Raw genomic sequence first — 24190 nt, 5'->3', positions numbered from 1 at the left:
GCATGTGGCGCTATATCGTCCGCCGACTGCTCCAAACCATCCCGGTTATCCTGGGGGCCACACTACTCATTTATGCGCTAGTGTTCCTCCAGCCTGGCGACCCGATCGTGGCGCTCTTTGGAGAAAAACCGGTCTCAGAAGCAGCCAGAGCACAACTTGAAGCTCAATATAATCTTGATAAGCCCTTTATCGTTCAGTGGCTCCTCTTTCTCAAAGGTGCCCTCATAGGTGACTTTGGTATGTCCTATTCAGGACAGCCCGTAGCCGATCTCATTTCGCGAGCCTTGCCGGTTACCTTCCAACTAGCATTCATGGCCATGCTCATCGAGGCCGTCCTCGGTGTCATCGCTGGCTTTTATGCCGGACTCCGTCGTGGCAAACTCTTTGACTCCACCATGTTGGTGGTGTCGCTGATCGTAATCGCGATCCCGATCTTTGTTTTGGGTTTTGCACTCCAGCTGATCTTTGGTGTGCAGCTGCAATGGGTCCCACCAACGGTAGGCTCAGCTACCACATTCACCAACCTACTGCTACCGGCAGTGGTTTTGGGCTTGGTCTCATTTGCCTACGTATTGCGTTTAACCCGTACGTCAGTCATTGAAAACCTCACCGCAGATCACGTCCGTACAGCACGAGCCCACGGCGTTCCTGATGGATTGGTGAACCGTCGACATGTACTGCGCAACTCGTTGATCCCAGTAGTTACATTCTTGGGCGCTGATCTCGGCGCGCTCATGGCAGGCGCAGTGGTCACCGAAGGAATTTTCAATATCAACGGCATCGGCAACCTGGCATATCAAGCCATTTTACGAGGCGAAAACCCCACAGTCGTATCGGTAGTCACCATCATGGTTTTGATCTACGTGGTCGCCAGCCTACTAGTTGATCTGCTCTACGCTGCTTTAGATCCGAGGATTCGATATGCCTAACCACACACCACAACCTGGACAAGAACGTTTCGTCGCGCCGTCCATCGACACAGAGCTACCTGCAGCCAACGACGTCGACACCTCACATCCGCCTGAAAGCCAATGGAAACAGGCTTGGAAGGCGCTACGCGGCAACTGGATCTTCTGGTTCTCAGCCATCTTGTTGCTGCTGGTGCTAATCGTCGTGTGCTTCCCTACCCTATTTACTTCAGTCGACCCGCGCTCGGCTGATCTATCAAACAGCCTCGGAAAACCGCAACCCGGGCACATCTTCGGCTTTGACCGACAAGGCTACGACGTCTTTGCACGCACCATTCACGGTGCCCGAGCCTCGGTCGTTATCGGTCTACTAACCACTCTCATCGTGACAATTCTTGGGCTCTTCACCGGGGCAATCGCCGGATTTTTTGGCGGCTGGATCGATACCATCATCTCCCGTGCCGCAGATATTTTCTTTGCGATTCCCCTACTTCTTGCCGCAATTGTGGGCCTGTCTGCACTGAATAATGTCTGGCCCAACCGGGGGTACTGGGGTGGTGTTAGCGCCGTAGTCATTGCACTAGCGGTGTTTGGCTGGCCCCAAATCACGCGTATCGCTCGTGGGGCAGTCATGGAACTCAAGAACCTAGAATTCGTTGATGCCGCTCGCTCGCTGGGTGCTTCCAAATGGCGCAACCTATTTACGCACCTCATCCCCAACGCACTGCCACCGGTTATTGTGACCGCAACAGTATCCCTTGGCGTATACATTGTGGCAGAAGCGACGCTGTCCTTCCTGGGCATTGGGCTGCCATCATCTGTCGTTTCGTGGGGGAACGACATTGCGGCTGCTCAGCCACAGGTACGCTCGGGTGATAACTTGCACGTTTTGTTCTTCCCTGCTGGCGCGCTGGCGCTGACCGTGCTGAGCTTCATGTTGCTCGGTGACGCTGTGCGTGATGCGCTGGATCCGAAAGCGAGAAAATAATGTCACAACCACTTTTGGAAGTCACTGACCTGCACATCGATTTCAGTGTTGATAAACGCAGCGTGCACGCAGTTCGTGGTCTGAACATGACCATTTATCCGGGTCAGACGGTCGCGATTGTCGGTGAGTCTGGGTCTGGCAAATCCACCACCGCACATGCGATCATCGACCTACTGCCAGGTACCGGTAAAGTCACCAAAGGCTCCATCAAATACGATGGCACCGACTTGGTGAAACTGCCAGCACGCAAACGACGCAGCTATCGTGGTTCACATATCGGCCTGGTCCCCCAAGACCCACTATCCAACCTGAACCCACTGTACAAAGTTGGCGCTCAAATCCGTGAGGTCTTAGAGGTCAATAACGTGGCCAAGGGTAAGGCTGCTGATGCACGAGTTGTGGAACTGCTAGAAGAAGCCGGCTTGCCGGATGCCAAACGCCGAGCCCAACAGTTCCCTCACGAGTTCTCCGGCGGAATGCGTCAGCGGGCACTAATCGCAGCAGGTCTTGCGGCGCGACCAAGACTGCTCATCGCCGATGAACCTACCTCAGCCCTTGACGTGACCGTGCAGAAACAAATCCTGGATCACCTCGACGAACTGACCTCAGAACTTGGCGTCGCGGTCTTATTGATCACTCACGACCTGGGACTGGCTGCTGAACGCGCCGACCATCTGCTGGTTATGTATAAGGGCGAAGTTGTTGAATCTGGGCCGGCGCTAGAGATTCTGCAGGATCCGCAACACCCGTATTCTCAACGGTTAATCAATGCAGCGCCTTCCTTGCAATCGGAACGAGTCTCGGCTCACGAGCGCAAAGCGATCCGCAAGAGCGCTCAGGAGTACATCGAGGAAGAACCTGAAGTTGATCTCGAAACTCCAGCCATGCAGATCCAGAACCTCACCAAGGTATTCAAATTGCCTGGCAAAGGATTTTCGAAAACTGAGCTCATCGCGGCCCAGCACGTAAATTTCGATCTCGACCGAGGTACTACAACTGCACTCGTGGGGGAATCAGGCTCTGGGAAATCCACCGTGGCACGCATGGTGCTCGGACTGGAAACCCCCACCGAGGGACACGTGTATTTCGACGGGGTAGATATTTCAACTATCACCTCACGAGACCAGCAACTAAAATTCCGTCGTCGTATTCAACCGGTCTTCCAAAACCCATATGCGTCCCTGGATCCGATGTTCTCAATCTATGACGCGATCGAGGAGCCACTGGTCGTACATAAAGTAGGGTCAAAGTCTGAACGTGAAGCGCGTGTTCGCACACTGTTAGATCAGGTATCACTACCGGATACCGTTATGAACCGGTTTCCAAATGAGCTTTCGGGTGGTCAGCGCCAACGCGTTGCCATCGCTCGAGCACTCGCGCTGAAACCAGAGGTCCTGGTGCTCGATGAGGCTGTATCGGCGCTAGATGTTCTGGTACAGGACCAGATCTTGCAACTACTCAACGATCTGCAGGTCGAGCTGGGGCTTTCCTACCTGTTCATTACACACGATCTGGCGGTCGTCCGTCAGATTGCCGATGACGTGCTCGTTATGCAGGGCGGCAGGGTCGTGGAGCAAGCCGATGCCGATAGCATCTTCAACAGTCCACAAGTGTCCTACACCCAACAACTACTAGCAGCCATCCCCGGACGAGATATCCCGCTGGCAGGTTAATCCTCGATGCATCCATAATGGGCTCTGATGCAAGGTCAGGGCCCATTATGCTTACTCAACGCCTGCAATGGCCCGATGTACGGCTGCGACAATATCATCTGTGCTCAAACCCAGCCGGTGCATCGATGCAACATACTGGGTTGTCAGTTCCTGTACCGTGGTCGCGTGTTCGCCAAATATTTGGGCTGCAACGATCGTGCCACGGCGCCCCCGGGCGACCAGGTAGCCTTCGATTTCTAATTCCTTATAGGCTCGGGCAACGGTGCCTGGTGCGATGCCAAGATCTGCGGCCAGCCGTCGTACCGCCGGCAGTCGGGTTTCTTCAGGTAACTGCCCAGACTGGATTTGTTCGATCAGCTGACGCCGCAATTGTTCATAAGGCGGAATCTGGGCAGCGGGATCAATGTGCAACATATTCATGACGCCACGCCTGTTGGCCACAGTTGACGTTGTTCATAGCCTTTGCGAGCCCCGGTTATCCATGACAACACCGGCCCGGCGGTGACGGCAATGACGAGCGCACCATACATGAGCAGCGACAGTATGGTGATGATGCCGGCCAGGCGAGCATCCTGTTGATAAAACTGGGCAAAAAGAATCGTTTGTCCAATAGAGATGAGCCAAAAGAGCAAGGAGATGCACGACACCGCCACACTGAGATTGGCTACCTGGCGCAGGCCGTCGGCACGCTCTGCGTCGTCCCAGGCTAATTCAAGCTCCGAAGTGCTGCGGGCAGGTGCATCGAGGACCTGTTTAAGGGCAACACATGCGACAGCCCAAGTGATCAGGGCCGCAGCCGCAAGCCCCCACCCCAACGCAGTGGCATATGGCAGCACATATGGCAGAGGTGCCAACAAGAGCGGTCCAGCAATGGCCCCACCAATGATGACGGCAGGCGCCAGCCAGTATCCGATTCGTTCACCTTTGGTGAGATAGTCAGACAACGTTACGGATCGCACTCTGGCTACCACCGGCCGCCGACTGTTCGCACTGGGTTTATGCCCTGCGATGGCCCAGGCTCCGCCAAAAGCAGTACCGGCTGCGGTTAAGGCAATCACGAGCGCCGGGGCTGTTCCATCGTCATTGTCGAATAACAGGATGTAGAGAATTGCCGCGATCACGATCCCCGTGATCCCGCCGATCATGATGCCACGTTGCCTGCGACGTAAGCGCTGCACGACCGGCTTCACGAGGTGTGCCGGCAGCGGTAGACCAACCTGCCGAGCGTACTGTGCAAGCTTGATTTGCTGTGGATTGCGATTCCCGCCACTGGTAAGCCCGGTGGCGGGAAGCACGAAACATACCAGAGCGATAGCAATCCAAATTGCGATGTTCATAACGAACCCCTCTTTTGTATCAATACAAACACTGTACTGATGCAGTTATTATTGTGTCAATACATTCCACCGCCGCTCTTCCCATCGCCCAAAGAGTTGAGCGCCAATGACTCAGGTTTCTTGCAAAAATCCGAACTTTTCGGAATAATCCAAAACAACAATGCGTTACTTGAGTTAGAAGCACTCAACTTTCATGCACAGATTGTGTATGAGTATTAGGAGGAGAGAATGCCCGCATTTTTCGGCCCAGCTGGCTCCAATGGCGGTTCCTTCGACGATTTCATTGCTCGATTTCTCCAAGGACAACCCGTCGGTCGTCAATCGAGCCCCGTTGACATTAATCGCCTATTGAGCAAGCGCACCCAAGAAATTCTTACCAAGGCCGCGAAATTCGCGGTTGATCGTGGCCAGACCGAGGTCGACGCACTGCATATTCTGCGTGTGATGCTCGAAGAAGACCCAGCTCTCTCTGGTGCACGCCAAGCTGGTGCCAACCCACAGGCGATTATCAAAGCCGTTGATGAGCAACTGCCTGCGCCAGTTGAAACTGATGGTGCCAGCGCTGCAACCCTGAATGGTTCGGCACAGAAAGTGCTGTTGGATGCCTACCAGGTTGCCCGCGGCATGGGTTCGACCTATATCAACCCGGAACATGTTTTCTTCGCGTTTGTCCTGAACCAGGACTCCCCCGCCGGTGGGCTGATGGCACAAGCAGGTGTCACACCGCAGGCCCTTCAGGCAGGTGCTCAACAAGCATATGCACAGCAGGCTGCCCAGCAGCAGGCCGACGGTGACGACGATGCCGAAGGTTCAATGTTAGAAAAATACGGTCTGGATCTGACCGAAGAGGCCAAAGCCGGTCGTTTGGATCCTGTGATTGGTCGCGATGAAGAAATCGAACAGACCATTGAGGTTCTGGCTCGCCGTACCAAGAATAACCCCGTGTTAATCGGTGAAGCAGGTGTCGGTAAGACAGCAATCGTTGAAGGCTTGGCTCAAGCCATTGTCAATGACGAAGTTCCTGCCCAGCTCAAAGGCCGCAGGGTCATGAGTTTAGATCTTGCCGGTATGGTAGCGGGGACTCGTTACCGCGGTGACTTCGAAGAGCGCCTCACCGGTGCTATCGAAGAGCTTGCTGACGACGAAAACACCATTGTGTTCATCGATGAGCTGCACACCGTAGTTGGAACCGGTGGTTCGGGTGAATCCGGCGGTATGGATGCCGGAAATATCCTGAAGCCTCGCTTGGCTCGCGGAGACCTACATATGGTCGGTGCGACCACGCTGAAAGAATATCGAACTATCGAAAAAGACTCGGCGCTGGAACGTCGCTTCCAACCGGTTACCATTGGTGAGCCCTCGGTGGAGGACGCCGTTTTGATTCTGCATGGTTTGGCTGAGCGCTACGCCCAGCACCACAAGGTCACCTACACCGATGATGCACTACGTGCTGCAGTTGAACTGTCTGATCGCTATATCACTGACCGTTTCTTGCCGGATAAAGCCATTGATTTGATTGACCAAGCTGGTGCTCGCCTGTCGCTGCGCCGAGGTCCAGATGCTGATGGAGCCGGCGTAGATATCGAAGCCTTGCGTTCGAAACTTGCCGAGTTGGAATCGGAGAAAAACTCTGCCGTCAATACGGAAAACTACGAGCGCGCCGGTGAATTACGTGATCGAGTCAATGAGATCAGCCAGCAATTGGCTGAAGCCTCGGCTCGACCAGAAGTGGTGTCATCGGTTATTGGCGAGGCAGAAATCGCCGAGATGGTCTCGCGTGCTACCGGTATTCCGGCTGCCCGTATGACCGAAGCCGAAAAATCCCGTTTGGCTCGTTTGGAAGAAGAACTGCACGAACGGGTGGTAGGTCAAGATGATGCTGTCACCGCGATCGCCCGGTCGATCCGTCGCTCACGCACGGGCATGGCGGATCCGTCACGCCCGGTGGGTAGTTTCTTGTTCCTGGGTCCAACCGGTGTCGGCAAAACCGAGCTGGCCAAGGCACTGGCACAGTCGTTATTCGACGACGACGCTGCGATGGTTCGTTTCGATATGTCGGAGTTCGGCGAGCGCCACACCGTATCCCGGTTAGTCGGTGCCCCTCCAGGCTATGTCGGCTACGACGAAGCCGGTCAGCTGACCGAGCAGGTCCGTCGTCGTCCATATTCGGTGATTCTGCTCGATGAAATCGAAAAAGCTCACCCGGATATCTTCAACCTGTTGTTGCAGGTCTTGGATGATGGACGCCTGACCGATGGACAGGGCCGGACCGTGGACTTCCGCAACACGGTGATCATTATGACCTCCAATCTCGGTTCTGAGCATTTGTCGTCGGGTGGAGCTCCGCTGGGCTTTGCATCTGGTGATGCCGACGCCGCCCAGGACGAGATCAAGCAAAAGGTCATGGGCCGGCTCAAAGAATTCATGCGTCCTGAGTTCTTGAACCGCATCGATGACACGTTGCTGTTCAAGCCGCTGAGCCGCGAGCAGCTGCGCAAGATCGTTAGGTTGCAGTTGACAGCATCCGAGGATCGGCTCGCCGCTCAGGGTATTGCGCTCGAAGTGGACGACGCCGCTCGCGATTGGATCGCTGAGGCAGGCTATGAACCGGCCTATGGTGCACGCCCACTGCGTCGGGTCATTCAGCGCCAGTTGGATGACAAAGTTGCCGATCTGTTGGTTGCCGAAGCAGTCGGTGAAGGTGACAAGATTAAGATAACTGTCGATAACGGCCAATTGGTGGCCTTACCAATTCCGGCAGTCAATACCGTTGCTGCCTAAAAGCTGCAGCCACGCTCTCATGTAGCGACATCACCTCCGGGTGCTCACTGACATAACGCAGTGGGCACCCGGAAGTGTTTCCGCACTTCCCAAACTGTATGGTCTTATCAACATTGCGGCCTGCAGGAGCTGTTGACCGGGCTCTTGTGCCCCTTGTCAAATCACCCCACATATCAGGCAGAGGTGGGGTCGTTGTCAACTTCGGGCAGCTCTCCGAACGAGTATGGGGGCCAGGGCCCCAAATAACGGATCTGTGCGCCGGGCTGATTGTCACGGATATCGGCGAGCTCAACACCGATGGCATCGACGACGTCCCGGTGAACAAGTAGTGATGCATTGAGCACCGTTACGCTGCCGGGTTCGCGTTGTAGACGGGGGCTTTCTACCATGTCCTCTGCCAGTGCAATCAGGCGTTTGCGAATCCGTGGGTAGAGTTCATCAGCGATCCGGTCGGCCGCCTTTCGGGTACGTTCTGCTAAGCGTTTGCGGTATAAGCGTTGCACACCAGCTGGTCGAGTATCAATGCCATCGCGCAGCTTGGCTAACTCTGGATCGTTCGCTGTGGCGGTGTCTTCGTCCAGGGAGATATTGACCCGTAATTCGACGTGATCACGGAGTTTGTCTAGGTGTGCTCGCATCATATCGGCGGATTTGGCAAGCCATGCCTGCAGCCGTTGTACTGGTTGGTGCTCTGCGTCGTCGCCGGGTGCCACAATGACGTTGAAGGTCACCGGCAGGATGGTTCCCAGGTGTTGCCATGCGGCATCGACGACGTCGCTATGTTCAAGTATCCAGCGTTGCACATCAGCATCTGGCCCCTGATAGGGTTCCGGGGCAGATTCGTGGACGATGGCGGCCAGCCCGTTGCTTTCCACAAGGTAGAGGCTTTGGTCGTTGATACCCTGTGGCAGTTGGGTGGTGGAGAGGCCTTCGGCGGGGATGATCGCGTAGACGTAGAGCCCGGTATTACTCACCAAGTAGTATGCCCTTCGTTGTGTGCTTCGTCAGCCCAACGGGCCGGGTTAATGAATTTATCTATCAGGTCTTCCACCACATCATCGAGTCCGCGGTGAAGGTCTGCCACCGATGCGCTAATGCCGTGTTCGGCTTTGATTTCGTCTAGCGCTTCGTCGAGTTCCATGAGCGCTTCACCAAGCCGTTCTTGTTCATCTTCGGTGAGGTCGCCACCTTCGAGTCTTCGGACGGCTTGAGTTTCCAAGGCCTCTTGGATGACTTCGACAAGTGTCACGACCAACGTGAGCACCCCGTGTTTCAGGCTGCCTTCGTCAATTTCCAGCATTGGTTTCTTCTTTCGACTTCGTGTCCCTGGTGATCCGTTCAGATATCAGGCGGACCCACTGTTCCGGCTGTACAAGGCCGAAATATTCATCACCGTGGTGGGTCATCAGATGCAGTGCGTGACCTTCTCCCGATGGGGCCCGCATGTCTGCTAGGTTCACACCGGTGATTTCCTGCCAGCTGAGATTGACTGCATGACGGGCATCGGTGGGAGCTCGCCATGCTAATCGCTGTTCGTCGATCGACACGTTTCCACCACGCCATAGTGTGCCCCCGGCGCGGTGTTCCAAATACCATGCGTGCTTGGTCAACTGTGGTGTTTCCCCTGCCGGTGGCCCCAGGTATGCCGGCGTTGACAGGTGCGGCTGTTGGTGACCAATCAGTTCTCGGATTCGGTCCGGTGCGGAGGCTGACAACATGGTGGTAACGCCGTCAGCGGTATCGACCAAAAGCCGTGTTCGAATCTCTGCACCGATAGTCTTCTCATCAGATAACCGCAGCGCGTTGATATGTGCTAATTGTGTTTCCCATAAGATCTCTTTGGGGTCACGCCGAAACACGACCAGTCGTTGATTCGTAATGTATACGGAGCCAGGACGCCAGGTTTTGGGCCAGTCTTCATGAAAATACCCGCCGGCCATTTTGGCCACGACTTCTTCGCCTTCGTCTAATGGGAAATGTCGGGCAACAGACCTCCGGACCCATGCTCGGGTCTTTTCATCCCAGTCTCGCATCATGCCGTACTCCAGCATGGTTTCCATTCCCGCAATGGTCGCGCGCAGATTCACTCCAATAAGTGGAATGTCTGCCACGGAGATGATGAGGTCAACATTAAGATAGGTGCCCTTATCGAGCAGCACGGTAATCAAGTCTGACAGTGAGACCTCAGGGTTGCGGGTGGGTTCCATCGGCACAGATTGTTCAGGCGGACGAAAAGTCGGGTTCGTCATGACTGCTCCCGAGGATTTTCCTGTCGGTCCTTAGAGGATCCCTCCACCATGTGTTCTTCGGTGTTTGGTTCGACGTTTTGGAGAGCCTGAGCTGATTGCCAGCCGCACCATGGACAAAATTCATTAAGCAATTGGGAAACCGAAGAAACTTTCTGGCAGCTGGGACAGGTTTCTTTGGCTTCGACCGCGCTTTGCCAGGCGACCGTTTCGGTATTCGTACCGGCCGGGAATTCGAGTCCATACCGTGCAGCCGTTTCAAATGACGCCAGTGCAGCCCGAATCCTAATACCCAGCAGTTCCACTCCTGCCACTGACACCATAATGTCTGCGTTGAGCACGAGTCCTTTGTCCAGAAGGGTTTCAACCACGTGCATCAACGTGCCTTCGCGACTACGCTGTGGCTCCATGCCTCCACTATTGCCGCTTCGTGCAACGGTCATGTGATTCCCCCTTTCTGAACGTGGGTTATAGGTCATTCCGCTTGGGGGCGACCTCTGAAGTACCGAGATTTTCGCCAATACGCGTCCAGTTCTCCACTACCGTCGATATCTACTTCATATTCGGCCATAATGTCTGCGCTGTCTGGGATACGTGCTGATTCCACAACCTCAATGGTTACTCGCCAGCCGGTACGGTGGGGTGTCACGCCCACCACGGACTCTGGTGTGCGGGTTGTCAACATTTGGAGTTGTTTCATCGCAGCGACGACGGCCTTATTTGCAGCAATTTTTGGCTTCGGACGACGTTTATGGGCGGTTTCGGATGACTGCGATTGGGGTTGCTTCTTCGTGGCTGTTTCCCGATTCGAGGATTCCTTAGCAGCAGACTTTATGCGTCGGGAGGTCCCGGATGAGGAACTGGATGTCGTTGTAGCTTTCTGTTGTTCAGTCATGGTGAATTGCTTTCTGCTGCCTGTGGGACCCGGGAGACTACTCGGAGTCGCGCTGGTGTGCCGTGAGCAGTCGTTGGATGAGTTCAGTTTCCAAACTAGTGGCTTCCTCAGCGGTGATTCTGTCGTCTTGGCGGGCCTGGGCAACGTCTTCCAGCTGGCGACGTATCGAGGCAGGGTCGTAATATTGCCGTTCTGCCTCTTCCTTAAGTTGTTCGGCAATCCAGATTGTGCCTTTGACGGGGCCGAAGAAAATCCCTGAGAATAGTCCCATAATGGCTGCCCTCCTGATTTATTCGACAACAAAATCGTAGGGAGCCTGAGGCCCGTTTAATTGGAAATTGATCCGAGTGTGCAGTTGTTGTGCCACCACTTCCAGGGCGGCTTCAAATTCCGATACCCTCTCCCTGTTCACCAGGACGGCCATTTCGACGACGTCTTCAACCTGCCCACCCTCATGTTCTTGGATATCTTCCACGGTTGGGCTCACCGCATCAATAATGTGCTGGGCATGCACCGGCCGGATACTGCCAAAGGCTTCGACCACCAGCTCCCCCAGGGCGATACGTTCCGCTCGGGTTTCATCTTCCGTAGTGCCAGCGATCGTTTCTCGAAGCTTGGCCACCTGGGGATCGTCTTCGATGAGATCCGCTAACACGGCATCGCGAATATACCGTGCTCGGACCGTATATTGCACCGAGTCAGATAACCGTTTGAGGGCTTCAAGATATTCAGCCTCGTTGAGTCCCAGAATGGCTTCCCGAAGCTCAGCCTCTGATGGTGCAACGGTCCCAAAAGCCATTGGCAGAATCGTGAGGTGTTCAGCAATGGCATCCAGCACCGTACTGTGTGCTAATAAATTATCGGGGGTGCCCAGTTCGTCTTCATCGTTAAGGTGTGTCACGACGGCTGCAAGCGGTCCGTGGGTGGTGGTGTTGACGGCACCTTGGCTGACACCGGTCAGCCCGGCGGGCAGTGTGGTGTTTTCAGTTACAATACCGTACACATACAACTGGTCATGTTCGGCCTCGGTTGTCATCGGGTTCCTGTCCGGAATCCTCGTTAATCAGAGGATTGCTTTTGTCGTCGGGTTGCCGTTCTCTTCGGTTTTTCGGTTTTTTCATCATCATCCGAAGTGAAGGCCTCTTTCACGCCTTCTAGGGCGCCGCCAACTTTTCCTTTGGAACCGCTCTCTGTGATACCTTCCATCATTTCGGTAAGATCTTTTCCGCCTTGTTGGGTCAGATCTAACCGATTCGTGGCTTCAGCGAATCGTAGATACGTATCGACACTGGCGATGACGATTCTGGCGTCGATGGTCAGGATTTCAATCCCGACGAGTGAGACTCGAACATAAAGGTCAATGACAAGCCCTTTGTCCAAAATGAGTTCTACGACGTCGGCCAGCGAGCTCGAGGAGGGACGATCCACGTAGCTGCCTTGGGAACGCCGTGTTGGAGTGGTGGTCATGGGTGTCTGCCTTTCTCAGTTGGATCGGCTGACATAGGTGCCGATCAACTACTTTTTGGGTCTTGCCTGTGCTGGTAGATCGGGGGCTCCTTATGTTCTTTGCTTGGCCAGTGGATCGACTCGATGTTTTGTTGCTTCCTTGAGCGGTAGAGCTTCATTTCCCACTGTTGGAACGCGAACTCTTGGTACCGCCGGAAGATTTGGCCCTGTTGGGACGGTTCCTTGACGACGAACGCTTTGCGCTCGTGCTAGTGGTAGATCGTTTCGAGGACCTCGTAGAAGTTTTTGAGCCGCTCGATTTGTTAGGAGTTTTCTTCGCCGGTTTTTTCTTCGGCTCGTCCTCCACTGTTTCATCCTCGTCTTCGGAGACTTCGTCATCGTCAGATTCGGATTCTTCAACAGGTTCTTCGACCTCGTCGATGGATTCTTCCTCGACTTCTTCGTCTTCGGGAGGTTCTTCTTCGAGGTCCTCTTCATCCTCGGCTTCGACTTCAGCTATTTCATCTTCAACGGGCTCGTCTTCGAATTCGTCTTCTTCAACGAATTCTTCTTCCTCGGGTTCCTCGTCTACGTATTCTTCATCTTCGTCTTCGATGTCCTCGTAGTCTTCAACGGGTTCGTCTTCTACGTATTCTTCGTCGTAGTCTGCGATTTCGTCGCTATCTGCTGCAGCGTCGGAGTATTCGGTAGCATCTTCTGCCTCGGACGTGGTATCGCCGTCAGCATCTGTTTGGCTTTCCTGCTCTGAAGCATTTTCATTGTTTTCCTCTTGTTCAGCTCGGGCTTGTTCTTCTTCAACGACTTCTTCGTGGGTGCGAACGACTTCGGAATCGCGAATTTCTCCACGCCATCCTTCAACGGCGTCTGGATCAAGAATGGTGGAGGTCATGACTTGGCGAACATATCGCTTGAGCTCAACCTGGACACGACGTCCGACCGCGCGCCAGATATTGCCGGTCTTCTCCATGAAGCCTTGCGGGTAGTACTCCACGACCACCAGGATGCGCGTCAGGCGTGGTCCTATTTCATGAAATGTGACTGCTCCGTCGAGGTGACCTTTTTCGCCGGTGGAGCGCCACACAATCTGCTCATCGGGGATCTGCTGGATGATGGTCGATTCCCAAGTCCGGTGCGATAGGAAGACTTGGCCTTGGAAATTGATCTTCTCATCGGATTCCTGTTCGACGTTTTCGATCTTCTTCATGAACTCGGTCCAGTCTTGGAACTGGGTCCATTGATTGTAGGCAACCGAGATGGGCACGCCCACGTCCACAGATTCCACGATATTAGTGACTTTGTCGTCACCATCGGCGTTACTTGTTCCGCCAGCACTGCTAGCGCCACCGGTGAAGACGTCTTTGACCTGTTCTTTCACCCCGGTTGCCGCACCAGCCAGGCCTGCCGTCACCGGGGATTTGCCGTCGGCGAGTTTCTCGGCACCCTTTTTGGCGGCTTTGCCCACGGGGCTGTCACCGGAACCAATGCGGTCAAAGAGTCCGCTGACCTTATCGCCCAGGCCTTTAATCGCGTTTTCGCCCCATGCGCTGGCATAATCGGTGAGGTTATGTTTCAACTCATCCAATGGAAGTGCTTGGAAAAAGTCTCCCCAGCCGGATGATGCTGATTGGCCAGATTTCTTCGAAGTGTCTGCCATATCAGCTCTCTCCGCTCTTGGTCGCCTGGGTGGTCTCTTCTTCGGTAGCTTCGGCGTCGTCAACGTCTGCTTCATTGTTGTCGTCCGATTGTTCCTTAGCGCTGCCGCGCAGTGCTTCGGATCGGTTTTGCAGATTCCGATTGAGCGTTTCCATGCCCTTGATCGCGCTGGAGGTAATAGCATCGCGTGCTGTGTCAGCTATTGCCGAGCTAGTGAACCCGCTCAGTAGCGAGCCGGAAGAATCGTTGGTTTGGTCACGTGTGGCTGTTAGGCGCCCATAAACTACACCGCCGGCAACCATCAGTACGGTTTTCATGCTTTTTGAACGTCCCAGCAAATATCCTGCTGCTAGGACTGCTAATTGTCCTGCGCTGTTGCCCATCCCGTCTCCAATGTGTTGGTAATAATAGGGAGGTCGTATAGGGATCAGACTACGCGCCAGTACTTGGGGTTACAACGGTTTTTCACGACTTTCAACAGGCTCCAGCCGCTTATCCAGCTGGTCTCTAGGATGCCCGCCGTCGTTGTTCCTAGTCGGAACGTCGAAACGACAACATCCGCTGAAATCCCCGGTGCTGGGGCTCTCAGCGGATGTTGTGTAACGAAGGTTTAGGCGGTGGCGGCCGCTGCTGCCTGGGCTGCGGCAGGTAGGGCATCGGAGATTTTCTGCATGGCGTCGTCGTCATGGGCTGCGGAGATAAACCAGGCCTCAAAGACTGACGGTGCCAAGTAGACCCCGTGGTCTAGCATCGCGTGGAAGAACGGTCCGTAGCGGAAGGCTTCTTGTGCCTGGGCCGTTGCATAGTCGATGACCGGGGTGTTGGCGGTGCCAAAGGTGATCGAGAATAGGGTTCCGGCATTTTGGATCGAATGGTTGACTCCGGCAGCATTCAGTGCGTCGCCGACCATAGTTTGTAGCTGGGTCGAGCGCTGCTGGATGGTGGCATAGACTGCATCGGTGGCGTTGGTCAGGGTCGCGTAGCCGGCAGCCATGGCAATGGGGTTTCCAGATAGGGTCCCTGCCTGATAAACCGGACCGACAGGTGCCAGCAGATCCATGACGGAGGCTGTACCGGCAACCGATGCTACGGGAAGTCCCCCACCGATAACCTTGCCAAAGGTAAACAGATCCGGTGTCCAGTCAGCGTGTTCTAAGCCCCATCCGCCCTGGGCGCTGGCACGGAATCCGGTGAGGACTTCGTCCATAATCAACACCGCACCGTGTTGGGTGGTGATGTCACGCAGGAATGTGTTGAAGCCTGGTTTTGGTGGGACCACACCCATGTTGGCTGGTGCGGATTCAGTAATGATCCCGGCGATCTGGTCGGGGTAGGTGTCAAAGGCCTGTTTGACGGCTTCTTCGTCGTTATAGGGCAAGACCAGGGTTTGACTGGTGATAGCTTCGGGGACCCCTGCAGAATCGGGTAGGGCCTGGGTGGCCAGACCGGATCCGGCGGCTGCCAACAGGCCATCGGAGTGGCCGTGGTAGAGGCCTGCGAATTTGATGATCAGATTGCGGCCCGTGGCGCCTCGGGCCAGACGAATCGCCGTCATCGTGGCTTCGGTGCCGGTGGAGACAAAACGCACGCGTTCAACCGGCATAATCTGGGCGATCAGTTCGGCCAGTTTGGCTTCACCTGGTGTCGAGGCGCCAAATGACAGTCCGGCGTCCACCGCGGTGTGCACGGCTTCAACGACGGCGGGATGGTTGTGTCCCAGCAGCATCGGCCCCCAGGAGCCGACGAGGTCCACGTAGGTTTTGCCTTCCACATCGGTCAAGTACGGTCCCGAGGCTTTGACCATGGCGGCGGGGGTGCCACCAACGGAGCCAAAGGCGCGCACCGGGGAGTTCACTCCGCCGGGAATAATGGCGCGGGCGGTATCAAAGGCTTGTTGATTGGTTGTCATGCAAGTCTCCTAGGCAAGTAGTCGGGCGGCTTCGGTGGCGTAATAGGTCAGAATGTTTTGGGCACCGGCGCGGCGGATCGCGGTCAAGGACTCGAGCATGGCTGGCACGCGTTCGATCCAACCGTTGGCGGCGGCGGCTTCGATCATGGCGTATTCACCCGAGATCTGGTAGGCAGCAACCGGGACCGGGGACATGTCGGCGACGTCGCGCAGGATATCTAGGTAGCTCATGGCGGGTTTGACCATGACCATATCGGCGCCTTCTTGGATGTCGAGTTCGGTTTCTAAAATGGCTTCGGTGCGGTTGGCCGAGTCCATTTGGTAGGTTTTGCGATCCCCGGTCAGTGCTGAGTCCACGGCTTCACGGAAGGGCCCGTAGAATGCGGAAGCGTATTTGGCCGAGTAGGCCAGGATGGTGGTGTTGGTGTATCCGGCTTCGTCCAAAGCCTCGCGGATGACGCCGACTTGACCGTCCATCATGCCCGATGGGGACACGACGTGCACACCGGCCTCGGCCTGTGCCAGAGCCATATTGGCATAGATTTCATTGGTCGCATCATTATCCACGTTGCCGGCGGCATCAAGTACACCGCAGTGGCCGTGGTCGGTGAATTCGTCCAGGCAGGTATCGGACATGACCACCATGTCGTTGCCGACTTCAGCGATTACTTCCCGGATGGCGACGTTGAGGATGCCGTTGGGATCTACCCCCGCACTGCCCTGGGCGTCGAGGGTTTCGGGCACGCCAAATAGCATGATGCCACCGACTCCGGCGGCAGCAGCGTCGTGAGCGGCAGCTTTTAGCGAGTCCATGGAGTGCTGTTGGACGCCGGGCATGGAGGAAATATCGATGGGCTGTTGGGCGCCTTCTTTGACGAAGACGGGCAGGATGAGATCGGCCGGGGCCAGACGATTCTGGGCAACCAGGTTGCGCATGGGGGCTGATTGGCGCAGGCGGCGTGGGCGGTGCGGGAACATTGGGGTCCTTTCGGATTCTACAAACGGTGCAGAACTTGGGCGATGCCGGTGGCATCGGGTGAGGTTGCAGTAGCGGCAAGGTCAATACGGTGGTGTTCAGCGGCGCGACGGGTGGGTTGGCCGATGGCAATGACCGCTGCGACGTCGACTGCGATTTGGGCCCAGCGGGATGCGGCGCTGGGTGCGGTCAGTACGACGACGTCGTGGCAGGTGAGGTTGGTGGGTGTCAGCACACCGTTGCTGGTTGCCAATATGGCCCGCTGAGGTGCAGCGGGGTAGCTCACGGTGTGGTAGGCCACAACATGGGTGACATCCCAGCCGCGTTGGGTCAGCCCCTGGGTCATGGCACGACCGGCGGCTTGGCTCTGGGGCAGTGCCAGGCGGCCCGGTCCGCGGGGAAATTGGGTCAGAATGCCCTGGGCGGAAGCATCATCGGTGGGCATCCAGGGGGTTTTGGTCGCCCCGTGGTTGTGCAAGACCCGGGCCGTGCCGGGGCCGGTGACGGCGATGGTCGTGTGTGTTTCGGTAACCGCCGGATCCCAGCCTAATTTGACCAGGGCGCGGATGGTATTGGGACTGGTGAGTACCACTTGGTCCCAGGTACCGGCGTGGAGTCCGGTGACCATGGCCTGTAGCGCCGCGAGATTCTCGGGTAGCTGGTAGTCAGTGAGCGGCAGAAACCCTAGGTGATATCCCAACCGCTGCAGGCCGGCCTCAATGTGGCCGGCCTGGGCGGGTTGGCGGGTCAGAATGACTCTCATCGATTGCCGCGTGCAGGTCCCGGTGGCAACAGGTCGGCGCCATCAACGAGCATCATCTTGGCGACGTCAACACCCAACTGGTAGGCGGTGTCCAGGGTGGCATCGGTGATGGCTTCCGGCGCGATGGTCGTGCTGGCTTCTCGGCGGATGGTTTTGGAACCGTCCATGGCCGCAACGATTGCATCCAGTCGCAGACTGGTGCCGCTGAGGTGTGCCAGACCACCCAGGGGTGCGGCGCAACCTGCTTCAAGAGTTTCAAGCAGGGCACGTTCTGCGGTGGCTTCGAGGCGGGCGGCGAGCTGATCGTGCTCGGCTAGCGCGGTGGCCAGTGGGGCATCGAGAGTTTTTTCGGCCGAGACTTCCACCGCAAGCGCGCCTTGACCAGGAGCCGGCAGCATGATCTCGGAGTCGATGCGCTGAGTGATCGCCCATTGTAAACCCAATCGGTCCAGGCCGGCGCAGGCTAATACGACGGCGTCCAAGTCGCCCTTGGGTGCACCCGCTGCGGCCGGTGCGTTGTCGTGGTGGTGTTCATAGCCTTTGACTCGCGCCAGCCGGGTGTGAACGTTGCCGCGAATGTCGACCATTTCCAGGTCTGGGCGCAGTGCTAGGAGCTGGGCCACGCGGCGTGGCGAGCCGGTGCCGATTTTGGCGCCCTTGGGGAGGGTGTCGAGGGTCATCCCATCAGCGGCGCACAGTGCGTCGCGATAATCAGCACGTTCTGGAATCGCGGCGATGCGCAGTTCTGCGGGTTGTTTTGCCGGCAGATCTTTGAGCGAGTGCACGGCCAGGTCAACCTCGCCGTCGATCACGGCTTGGCGCAGTGCAGTGGCAAAGACGCCGGTGCCGCCCAGATTTGCCAGCGATCCGGTGGTCACATCGCCTTTGGTTTTGATGATGACCTGTTCAAATCCGGTCTCCGCCGTCGTCATCGCATTGGCCACCCACTGAGTTTGTGTGGTAGCCAATGCGGAGCCGCGGGTTCCAATACGGTAGGCCATTAGGCCAGCACCTCTGCAACTTCGTCAATTTCAATGTAGCGCCCGGTGTAGAAGGGCACTTCTTCGCGCACATAGTGGCGTGTTTCATTATCGCGCAGCGCGCGCATCATGTCGACCAGACGGTCCAGGCGGGGAGATTCTAGACCCAGCAGCCATTCCCAGTCGTTAAGACCGAATGCGGAAACTGTATTGGCCCACACTTCCGGGAAGTCCTGACCGAGTTCACCGTGGGAGCGTAGCATACGGGCGCGTTCTTTAGGATCCAGGGTGTACCAGTCATATGACCGAACAAATGGGTAGAAGCACAACCATTTGCGTGGTTTGCGGCCTTCGGTGAAGGCGGGCACGTGTTCGGGGTTGAATTCTGCCATGCGATCAGCACCCATGGCGGTGAAGGCCAAAGTTGTGCCCGAAAGCAGCCCCGAACGGCGCACCTGACGGATCGCATCCTGCAGGGCTTCTGGGGATTTAGACCACATCCATACCATGATGTCGGCTTTGGCCCGCATACCCGAAACATCGTAGAGTCCTCGGACCGTCACGCCCTGTTCGGCCAGTTGATCCACCAGCTTGGCAAAGGCTTCGTTGTCCCTTGCGATATCCGCGTCAGATTTGGCTGGGGCATCGTTATCCCGTGCGAATACGGTGTAGGTGGTGAACCAGCTGGTTGCGGATTCTTCGCCTTGGACGACTTTGGTTTCTTCAGTCACTTCTGCTCCTTCATGCTGCGTGAACTTCATTGTTCTACACGACGTAGAACTTACTGTAGCGGATTCAACGGTAGTCCTGTTACATGCTGGCTTATTGCGGCTAATCCCGTTCCAGCAAACCACGCCCCGGTCACCTGAATCCAATTGGTGGCGCGCGCGGCTTCTTGTACTGCGCGAATACGGGACGTGTTCTCAGGTGTGATCAGTGGCATGGCACGACGCCACCGGATAATTTTGGAGGCGATAAGTCCTGCATTCAGTTCCTGGTGTTCTAGACCGAATATGGCGGAGGCATCTGTGGCTGCCATGGCTAGCAGGTCAGCGTCTGCGGTGTCATGTCCAGGGGCTGAACCGTCCGTCGGATCAGTAATTCTGCCGTAGCTCAACCGAATGATGTGACGATGCTTTGCCAGACTCGTGGCAGCCTGGGCAGCCCACTGCCATTTTGCTGTCACATGGGTTGCGGCTTTGGCCCGGACATCCGTAACAGCAGGTGATACCAGCATCCCGGTACCACGAGGGTGCACATCCAAACCGGGAGCATCCACGATAAGTAAGACGATTGCCACCCCGGTGCCGTAGGTAGGTCGCTGGGTCAGCTGGGTGCTGGACGATAGCAGGTCGTAGGCGCTGGGCGCATCCACCGCCAGGATCACCTGGTTTGCGCTCAGCCGTTGACCAGTTTGAGTCGTCACAGTGCGTGTTGCCGGATCCAGTGCGGTCACGCGCGTTTCAAACCGGATCTCGGCGCGGTCACTCAGGGCATCCAGTAGGGCTTCGATAAGTCGATGCATCCCACCGGGTAGGGTTTTGACCGCCGCACCGGGCGGTGCAGCAGCCCGCATATCGGTGACGGCCCTGGCCACTGAGTCCCGCTGGATGGCTTTGTCCAGGAGACCGGGGGCAATTTTGTCAATGTCGAGCTCATGCGGATCGGCCGAGTGCACACCTGCCACCACGGGGGCGACAAGTCGCTCCAATGCCACGGGGCCGAACCGGTCGGCTACGAGTTCCCCTACGGTGATTGGCTGGCCTTGGGCGCGACGTTGAGCCCAGGTAGTCATGGGCGTCGTCAAATCGGCTGCGGCACGTCCTGCCGCCTGGGTGCCGAGTGCCTGGACCACTTCGGCAGCTGTTGGATCACCGGGAATCCCCCACATGCCGAGTTTGGGTGCTGGTACCGCACCGGTCTGGGGCAGATAGAGCCAGGAGCCGTCCGGGTTTGGGGTCACCGTTTGATTGGCCAGACCGAGCTCATAGAGTAATTGGGTCATCTGGGTTGATCGGGATGCATAAGCTTCGGCACCGGCGTCAACGGTCAGCGGGCCTTCGGGCAGCTTAAAGGTGGCCGGGGCGATGGCCCCGCCGGCGGTGGACGCGGCCTCGAGCACCGTCACGTGGTGCCCGGCGTTGACCGCGCGATAGGCTGCGGTTAACCCGGCGATCCCGGCTCCAATGACAACTACGTGAGGCATTTAGTAATCGATCGAGTGAATGAATTCCACCAGACGTGTCAGTACGGTGGGATCGGTGGTTGGGGGCACACCGTGACCAAGGTTCAATACGTGGCCTGGGGCTTGAGCCCCCTGAGTAATAACGTCACGCACGTGGGCTTCTAGCACGCTCCAGTCCGCAGCCAACAGCGCCGGGTCAATATTGCCCTGCAGCGGCACCGTCGTACGCCCATCCGGTCCGGGGGTATTGGCCAGCCGGCGGTTTGCCTCGTCCAGACGCAGTCGGTAGTCGACTCCGACGACGGAGGCACCGGTGTCACGCATCAGATCCAGGATCTCCGAAGTACCGGTACCGAAGTGCACCAGCGGAACGCCGGTCGGACCGGTTAGATCTGAGATGTGTTCGATGGCTTGCTTGGAGTATGGCATTACTCCGGTTTCATAGTTCGCACGAGACAGCGAACCTGCCCAGGAATCAAAAAGTTGCGCCGCGGAGGCACCTGCCATGATCTGTGCTCGCAGGAAGCGCCCAGAGGCTTCGGCGGCCCAGGCCATCAGCCTGTCCCAAGATTCCGGGTCGTTGTGCATCATCGTTCGCGGACCAAGGTGGTCACGTGACGGACGCCCTTCCACCATATAGGCGGCCACCGTGTATGGGGCGCCGGCGAAACCGATCAGCGGACGAGGGCCCAGTTCAGCCACAGTGAGTTTGACCGCTTCGGTGATGGGCGCAAATATGTCGTCGGTCAGTTCCGGCAGGTTATTGATATCTTCGCCTGAGCGGATCGGGGCATCCAGAACCGGACCGACGCCGGGCTGGATTTCGACACCAATGCCGGCCAGTTTCAAGGGGATGACAATATCGGAAAAGAAGATCGCAGCATCAACGTCATGACGACGAACTGGTTGCAGGGTAATTTCTGATGCCATATCGGGGATCAGGCACGATTCCAGCATGGTCGTACCCTCGCGCAATTTCCGGTACTCCGGTAACGAGCGGCCAGCTTGGCGCATGAACCAGACTGGTCGACGATGTCCCTGCTGACCTCGATAACCTTTAATCAGCGCGGACTCCGCGGTCGAGCGCTCCGCGTCGTCGGTTATGAGTGGGTGGGTTGCCGGCAGGGCCGGAGACTGAGAAAACGCTTTGGTCATAACAGTTCATTATTCCAGCAACCCAATGCCATTGCCTGTACGTGTCCTCCCAATCGGTCTGATCACCCCAACAGCGAAACCGTCGGGTGCATTTTGTTCCGGCGCCCAAATTTCGTACCATGGGAGGCATTGTGGTGATGTTTTCATTAGTCGCAGCGCACACCTGGTTGGACCTCGAGACGGTGGCGCAGTTAGCTAGCGGCTCTGCGGAGGTCTCCGAAACGATCTCTAGTGGCACTGTGTCTGGCGTTGTGACACTATCGACCTGCAACCGCGTCGAGATCTACGCCGAGGCAGGATCCCCGCAAAATGTTGAACAGGCATCCAAAGCGATTTTGCACACCATTGCCGAAACCACCGGTATGCCATATGACGACGTTGCCACAGCCTTCAAGCTCTACCGTAATGATGCTGCTGTGCGACACCTCTTTGAAGTTGGCTCGGGACTAAAGTCCGCGGTCGTAGGTGAACGAGAAATTGCCGGACAGGTCCGGCGCGCGCTGTCTGAAGCTCGTGAAGCCGGGCACACTACGGGTACGCTCACGAAACTTTTTGAAACCGCTACCCGCACCGCCAAAGACATCGGAGCCCAAACCGCATTAGGCGCAACCGGCCGCTCCATCGTCTCGGTTGCTTTGGATTTAGCCACGGAATTACGTGCCGGGACTTCAGTTGTCGGGGCACAGCGCTTCTGGAAAGATGCCAACATTCTGCTGGTCGGAACTGGCGCTTATGCCGGCACCACGTTGGCTCAGCTTGAAGCCCGCGGCGCTAAGAATGTCGCGGTGCACTCATCATCTGGTCGCGCCCAACAGTTCGTCGAAGATCGCGGCGGATGGGCCATGGCCCTGGGCGGTTCAGATGTTCAAGGCGCCTTTGCAGAAGCCGATGTCCTCATTGGTGTTTCCGGTGGCGAACGTACCGTAAGTGCCACTCAATTAGAAAAATTACGTGAAGACGCAACCCACCGGCTCACCGTATTAGACCTTGCCCTGACGCACGACTTTGATCCGGCCATCGGCGATCTGCCAGCCGTTGATCTCATCACCTTAGAGTCGGTGAAAATGGCCGCCCCGACCGAACAGCAAGCCTCGATCACCCAGGCACAGCAGCTGGTCGACCAAGCCGTAGATGACTACCTAACAGAAAAACGCGAACGCACAGCAGCTGACGCAATTGTCACCCTGCGTGGTCACACGATGGCTGTGCTGGAAGAAGAAATGGCCCGTGTGCAAGATCGACACGGCTGCACTGCCGCCGCTGAAGAAGTTAAACTGGCCATGCGCCGCATGGTGCGTCAGATTCTGCACGAACCCACCGTGCGTGCTCGACAAGCTGCAGCCAATGGCACGCTTGAAGAATATGAGGCAGCCCTGGAAACCGTGTTCGGTTTGGATGTAGCAGAAGCTACCAAAGATCGCCAGCACACTGGCCGCACCAATACCGAAGCTGCGGCACAGCTGGACACCAGCGCAGCAGAACAACGCACCGCCTAGCCGCCCGCCGTGGTAGCCCATACGCAGCAGCCCAGAACAGGAAGCTGAAAATGTCGAAGACTACTGCGCCCCAGACTCGCCTACCGCGCGACCAACGGCGTGCCCAATTAATCGATGTGGCGCTGGATGTCTTCGCCGAGCGTGGCTACGCTCAAACCACAATGGACGACATTGCCCAACGTGCGGCGGTCTCCAAACCGGTGCTATACCAACACTTTGCAAATAAACGCGATCTATTCTTCACGCTGATCGACAGCCAGCTCGACACGCTGCGCAATCGCATCACCAGCGCAATACAAACCGTTGATCCGGATTCCCCGACCGCAGATGAAGACATCGCCTATCGGGCCGTGCACGGCGTCTTCGAGTTCACCGCAAATCCCCGTGGACATTACCGATTATTGCTGGATACCTCGATGGACAATCCCAACGAGCTGGAAGAACGCGTGGAACATTTCCTCAGCGAGTTAGTGGAATTCGTCTCCCCGTATATCCTGGATAATTCGATTCTGGATGTCGACTGTTCACGGTTTATTACCCGCGGTATTGCCTCCAGTGTCTTATTCATGGCCACCCGGTGGGCTGAAGAATATTGCGGCCAGACCGCAACGCACCCAAATATTCCGTTAGACACCGCGGTGGAGCATACGTGTCGATTCGTCGCTTATGGCAGCATCGGATTTGATGTATCCAATCATCCCCCAGCGTAGCGAGCATCAAGCTATGCTATTTCACGAACAAACTGATCTAAGCTATTTGATGACAGACCCACCATGAA

At 56.6% G+C, this 24190-nt stretch carries 25 protein-coding genes; 6 read left to right on the top strand and 19 right to left on the bottom strand.

Annotation, left to right across the window (positions count from 1 at the left end; all coding sequences use genetic code 11):
• The first annotated feature begins 2 nt into the window (after positions 1-2).
• From K8V32_RS06245 to K8V32_RS06235, 3 genes are read left to right on the top strand one after another with little or no spacing between them, the layout of a single operon-like run.
• Positions 3-929 carry an ABC transporter permease gene (locus tag K8V32_RS06245; protein ID WP_303904523.1) on the top strand — a complete coding sequence of 309 codons (927 nt, stop codon included), beginning with the start codon at positions 3-5 and terminating at the stop codon, positions 927-929.
• Positions 922-1896, top strand: coding sequence for an ABC transporter permease (locus K8V32_RS06240; protein WP_303904520.1), 975 nt, complete (start codon positions 922-924; stop codon positions 1894-1896). The genes K8V32_RS06245 and K8V32_RS06240 overlap by 8 nt, the downstream gene beginning before the upstream one ends.
• The gene (locus K8V32_RS06235; protein WP_303904517.1) at positions 1896-3569 is read left to right on the top strand and encodes a dipeptide ABC transporter ATP-binding protein; all 1674 of its coding nucleotides are present in this window, start codon (positions 1896-1898) and stop codon (positions 3567-3569) included. The genes K8V32_RS06240 and K8V32_RS06235 overlap by 1 nt, the downstream gene beginning before the upstream one ends.
• A gap of 51 nt (positions 3570-3620) precedes the next feature.
• Here K8V32_RS06235 and K8V32_RS06230 read toward each other — a convergent pair whose 3' ends face one another.
• Both K8V32_RS06230 and K8V32_RS06225 read right to left on the bottom strand, forming a co-directional pair.
• On the bottom strand, positions 3621-3983 hold the full coding sequence (locus K8V32_RS06230) for a GntR family transcriptional regulator (RefSeq protein WP_303904514.1): 363 nt from the start codon (positions 3981-3983) through the stop codon (positions 3621-3623).
• A 2-nt stretch (positions 3984-3985) separates the two neighbouring features.
• Complete coding sequence (locus K8V32_RS06225; protein ID WP_303904512.1) at positions 3986-4906, bottom strand: hypothetical protein; 921 nt, start codon at positions 4904-4906, stop codon at positions 3986-3988.
• Positions 4907-5134: 228 nt separating this feature from the next.
• Here K8V32_RS06225 and K8V32_RS06220 point away from each other — a divergent pair, with 228 nt between their 5' ends.
• Positions 5135-7687, top strand: coding sequence for an ATP-dependent Clp protease ATP-binding subunit (locus K8V32_RS06220; RefSeq protein ID WP_303904508.1), 2553 nt, complete (start codon positions 5135-5137; stop codon positions 7685-7687).
• A gap of 173 nt (positions 7688-7860) precedes the next feature.
• On the opposite strand, the gene K8V32_RS06215 is transcribed toward K8V32_RS06220, so the two are convergent.
• The 17 genes from K8V32_RS06215 to hemE all read right to left on the bottom strand — a co-directional run bounded on the left by K8V32_RS06215 (position 7861) and on the right by hemE (position 21916).
• The gene (locus tag K8V32_RS06215; protein WP_303904505.1) at positions 7861-8661 is read right to left on the bottom strand and encodes a GvpL/GvpF family gas vesicle protein; all 801 of its coding nucleotides are present in this window, start codon (positions 8659-8661) and stop codon (positions 7861-7863) included.
• Positions 8658-8987, bottom strand: coding sequence for a gas vesicle protein K (gene gvpK / locus K8V32_RS06210; RefSeq protein ID WP_303904503.1), 330 nt, complete (start codon positions 8985-8987; stop codon positions 8658-8660). Before gvpK ends, K8V32_RS06215 begins: the two co-directional genes overlap by 4 nt.
• Positions 8974-9936, bottom strand: a complete 963-nt coding sequence (gene gvpJ / locus K8V32_RS06205; protein ID WP_303904500.1) for a gas vesicle protein — start codon at positions 9934-9936, stop codon at positions 8974-8976. The genes gvpK and gvpJ (K8V32_RS06205) overlap by 14 nt, the downstream gene beginning before the upstream one ends.
• Positions 9933-10376: a gas vesicle protein gene (gene gvpJ, locus K8V32_RS06200; RefSeq protein WP_303904496.1), complete on the bottom strand. Its 444-nt coding sequence runs from the start codon at positions 10374-10376 to the stop codon at positions 9933-9935. The genes gvpJ (K8V32_RS06205) and gvpJ (K8V32_RS06200) overlap by 4 nt, the downstream gene beginning before the upstream one ends.
• A 32-nt stretch (positions 10377-10408) precedes the next feature.
• Positions 10409-10828 (bottom strand): gas vesicle protein GvpO, encoded by a 420-nt coding sequence (gene gvpO / locus K8V32_RS06195; protein WP_303904492.1) that lies wholly within the window; start codon positions 10826-10828, stop codon positions 10409-10411.
• A gap of 37 nt (positions 10829-10865) precedes the next feature.
• The gene (locus tag K8V32_RS06190) at positions 10866-11099 is read right to left on the bottom strand and encodes a gas vesicle protein GvpG (RefSeq protein ID WP_303904490.1); all 234 of its coding nucleotides are present in this window, start codon (positions 11097-11099) and stop codon (positions 10866-10868) included.
• A gap of 18 nt (positions 11100-11117) precedes the next feature.
• Positions 11118-11864, bottom strand: coding sequence for a GvpL/GvpF family gas vesicle protein (locus K8V32_RS06185; protein WP_303904486.1), 747 nt, complete (start codon positions 11862-11864; stop codon positions 11118-11120).
• A 23-nt stretch (positions 11865-11887) separates the two neighbouring features.
• Positions 11888-12295 (bottom strand): gas vesicle protein GvpJ, encoded by a 408-nt coding sequence (gvpJ, locus tag K8V32_RS06180; protein WP_303904483.1) that lies wholly within the window; start codon positions 12293-12295, stop codon positions 11888-11890.
• 154 nt (positions 12296-12449) lie between these two features.
• Complete coding sequence (locus K8V32_RS06175; protein WP_303904480.1) at positions 12450-13949, bottom strand: SRPBCC family protein; 1500 nt, start codon at positions 13947-13949, stop codon at positions 12450-12452.
• A gap of 1 nt (position 13950) precedes the next feature.
• Positions 13951-14331, bottom strand: a complete 381-nt coding sequence (locus K8V32_RS06170; protein ID WP_303904477.1) for a hypothetical protein — start codon at positions 14329-14331, stop codon at positions 13951-13953.
• Between the two features lie 227 nt (positions 14332-14558).
• Positions 14559-15857 carry a glutamate-1-semialdehyde 2,1-aminomutase gene (hemL, locus tag K8V32_RS06165; RefSeq protein ID WP_303904474.1) on the bottom strand — a complete coding sequence of 433 codons (1299 nt, stop codon included), beginning with the start codon at positions 15855-15857 and terminating at the stop codon, positions 14559-14561.
• Positions 15858-15866: 9 nt separating this feature from the next.
• Positions 15867-16835 (bottom strand): porphobilinogen synthase, encoded by a 969-nt coding sequence (gene hemB, locus K8V32_RS06160; protein ID WP_303904471.1) that lies wholly within the window; start codon positions 16833-16835, stop codon positions 15867-15869.
• A 17-nt stretch (positions 16836-16852) separates the two neighbouring features.
• Positions 16853-17596, bottom strand: coding sequence for a uroporphyrinogen-III synthase (locus K8V32_RS06155; RefSeq protein ID WP_303904468.1), 744 nt, complete (start codon positions 17594-17596; stop codon positions 16853-16855).
• Positions 17593-18597: a hydroxymethylbilane synthase gene (gene hemC / locus K8V32_RS06150; RefSeq protein WP_303904464.1), complete on the bottom strand. Its 1005-nt coding sequence runs from the start codon at positions 18595-18597 to the stop codon at positions 17593-17595. Before hemC ends, K8V32_RS06155 begins: the two co-directional genes overlap by 4 nt.
• Positions 18597-19307 carry a hydrogen peroxide-dependent heme synthase gene (gene hemQ, locus K8V32_RS06145; protein WP_524536702.1) on the bottom strand — a complete coding sequence of 237 codons (711 nt, stop codon included), beginning with the start codon at positions 19305-19307 and terminating at the stop codon, positions 18597-18599. The genes hemC and hemQ overlap by 1 nt, the downstream gene beginning before the upstream one ends.
• A 50-nt stretch (positions 19308-19357) precedes the next feature.
• Positions 19358-20782: a protoporphyrinogen/coproporphyrinogen oxidase gene (locus K8V32_RS06140; protein ID WP_303904460.1), complete on the bottom strand. Its 1425-nt coding sequence runs from the start codon at positions 20780-20782 to the stop codon at positions 19358-19360.
• Entirely contained in the window at positions 20783-21916 is a 1134-nt protein-coding gene (gene hemE / locus K8V32_RS06135; protein WP_303904458.1) for a uroporphyrinogen decarboxylase, read from the bottom strand. It lies immediately after the preceding gene.
• Positions 21917-22047: 131 nt separating this feature from the next.
• On the opposite strand from hemE, the gene K8V32_RS06130 reads away from it, so the two are divergent.
• Together K8V32_RS06130 and K8V32_RS06125 are read left to right on the top strand one after the other, a co-directional pair.
• Positions 22048-23412, top strand: coding sequence for a glutamyl-tRNA reductase (locus K8V32_RS06130; RefSeq protein ID WP_369681047.1), 1365 nt, complete (start codon positions 22048-22050; stop codon positions 23410-23412).
• Between the two features lie 50 nt (positions 23413-23462).
• Positions 23463-24122, top strand: a complete 660-nt coding sequence (locus tag K8V32_RS06125) for a TetR/AcrR family transcriptional regulator (RefSeq protein ID WP_303904453.1) — start codon at positions 23463-23465, stop codon at positions 24120-24122.
• The last annotated feature ends 68 nt before the right edge of the window (positions 24123-24190 follow it).

The organism is Enteractinococcus helveticum, assembly GCF_020742345.1.
Lineage (GTDB): Bacteria > Actinomycetota > Actinomycetes > Actinomycetales > Micrococcaceae > Yaniella > Yaniella helvetica_A.
This window is presented reverse-complemented; position numbering and strand designations above follow the sequence as displayed.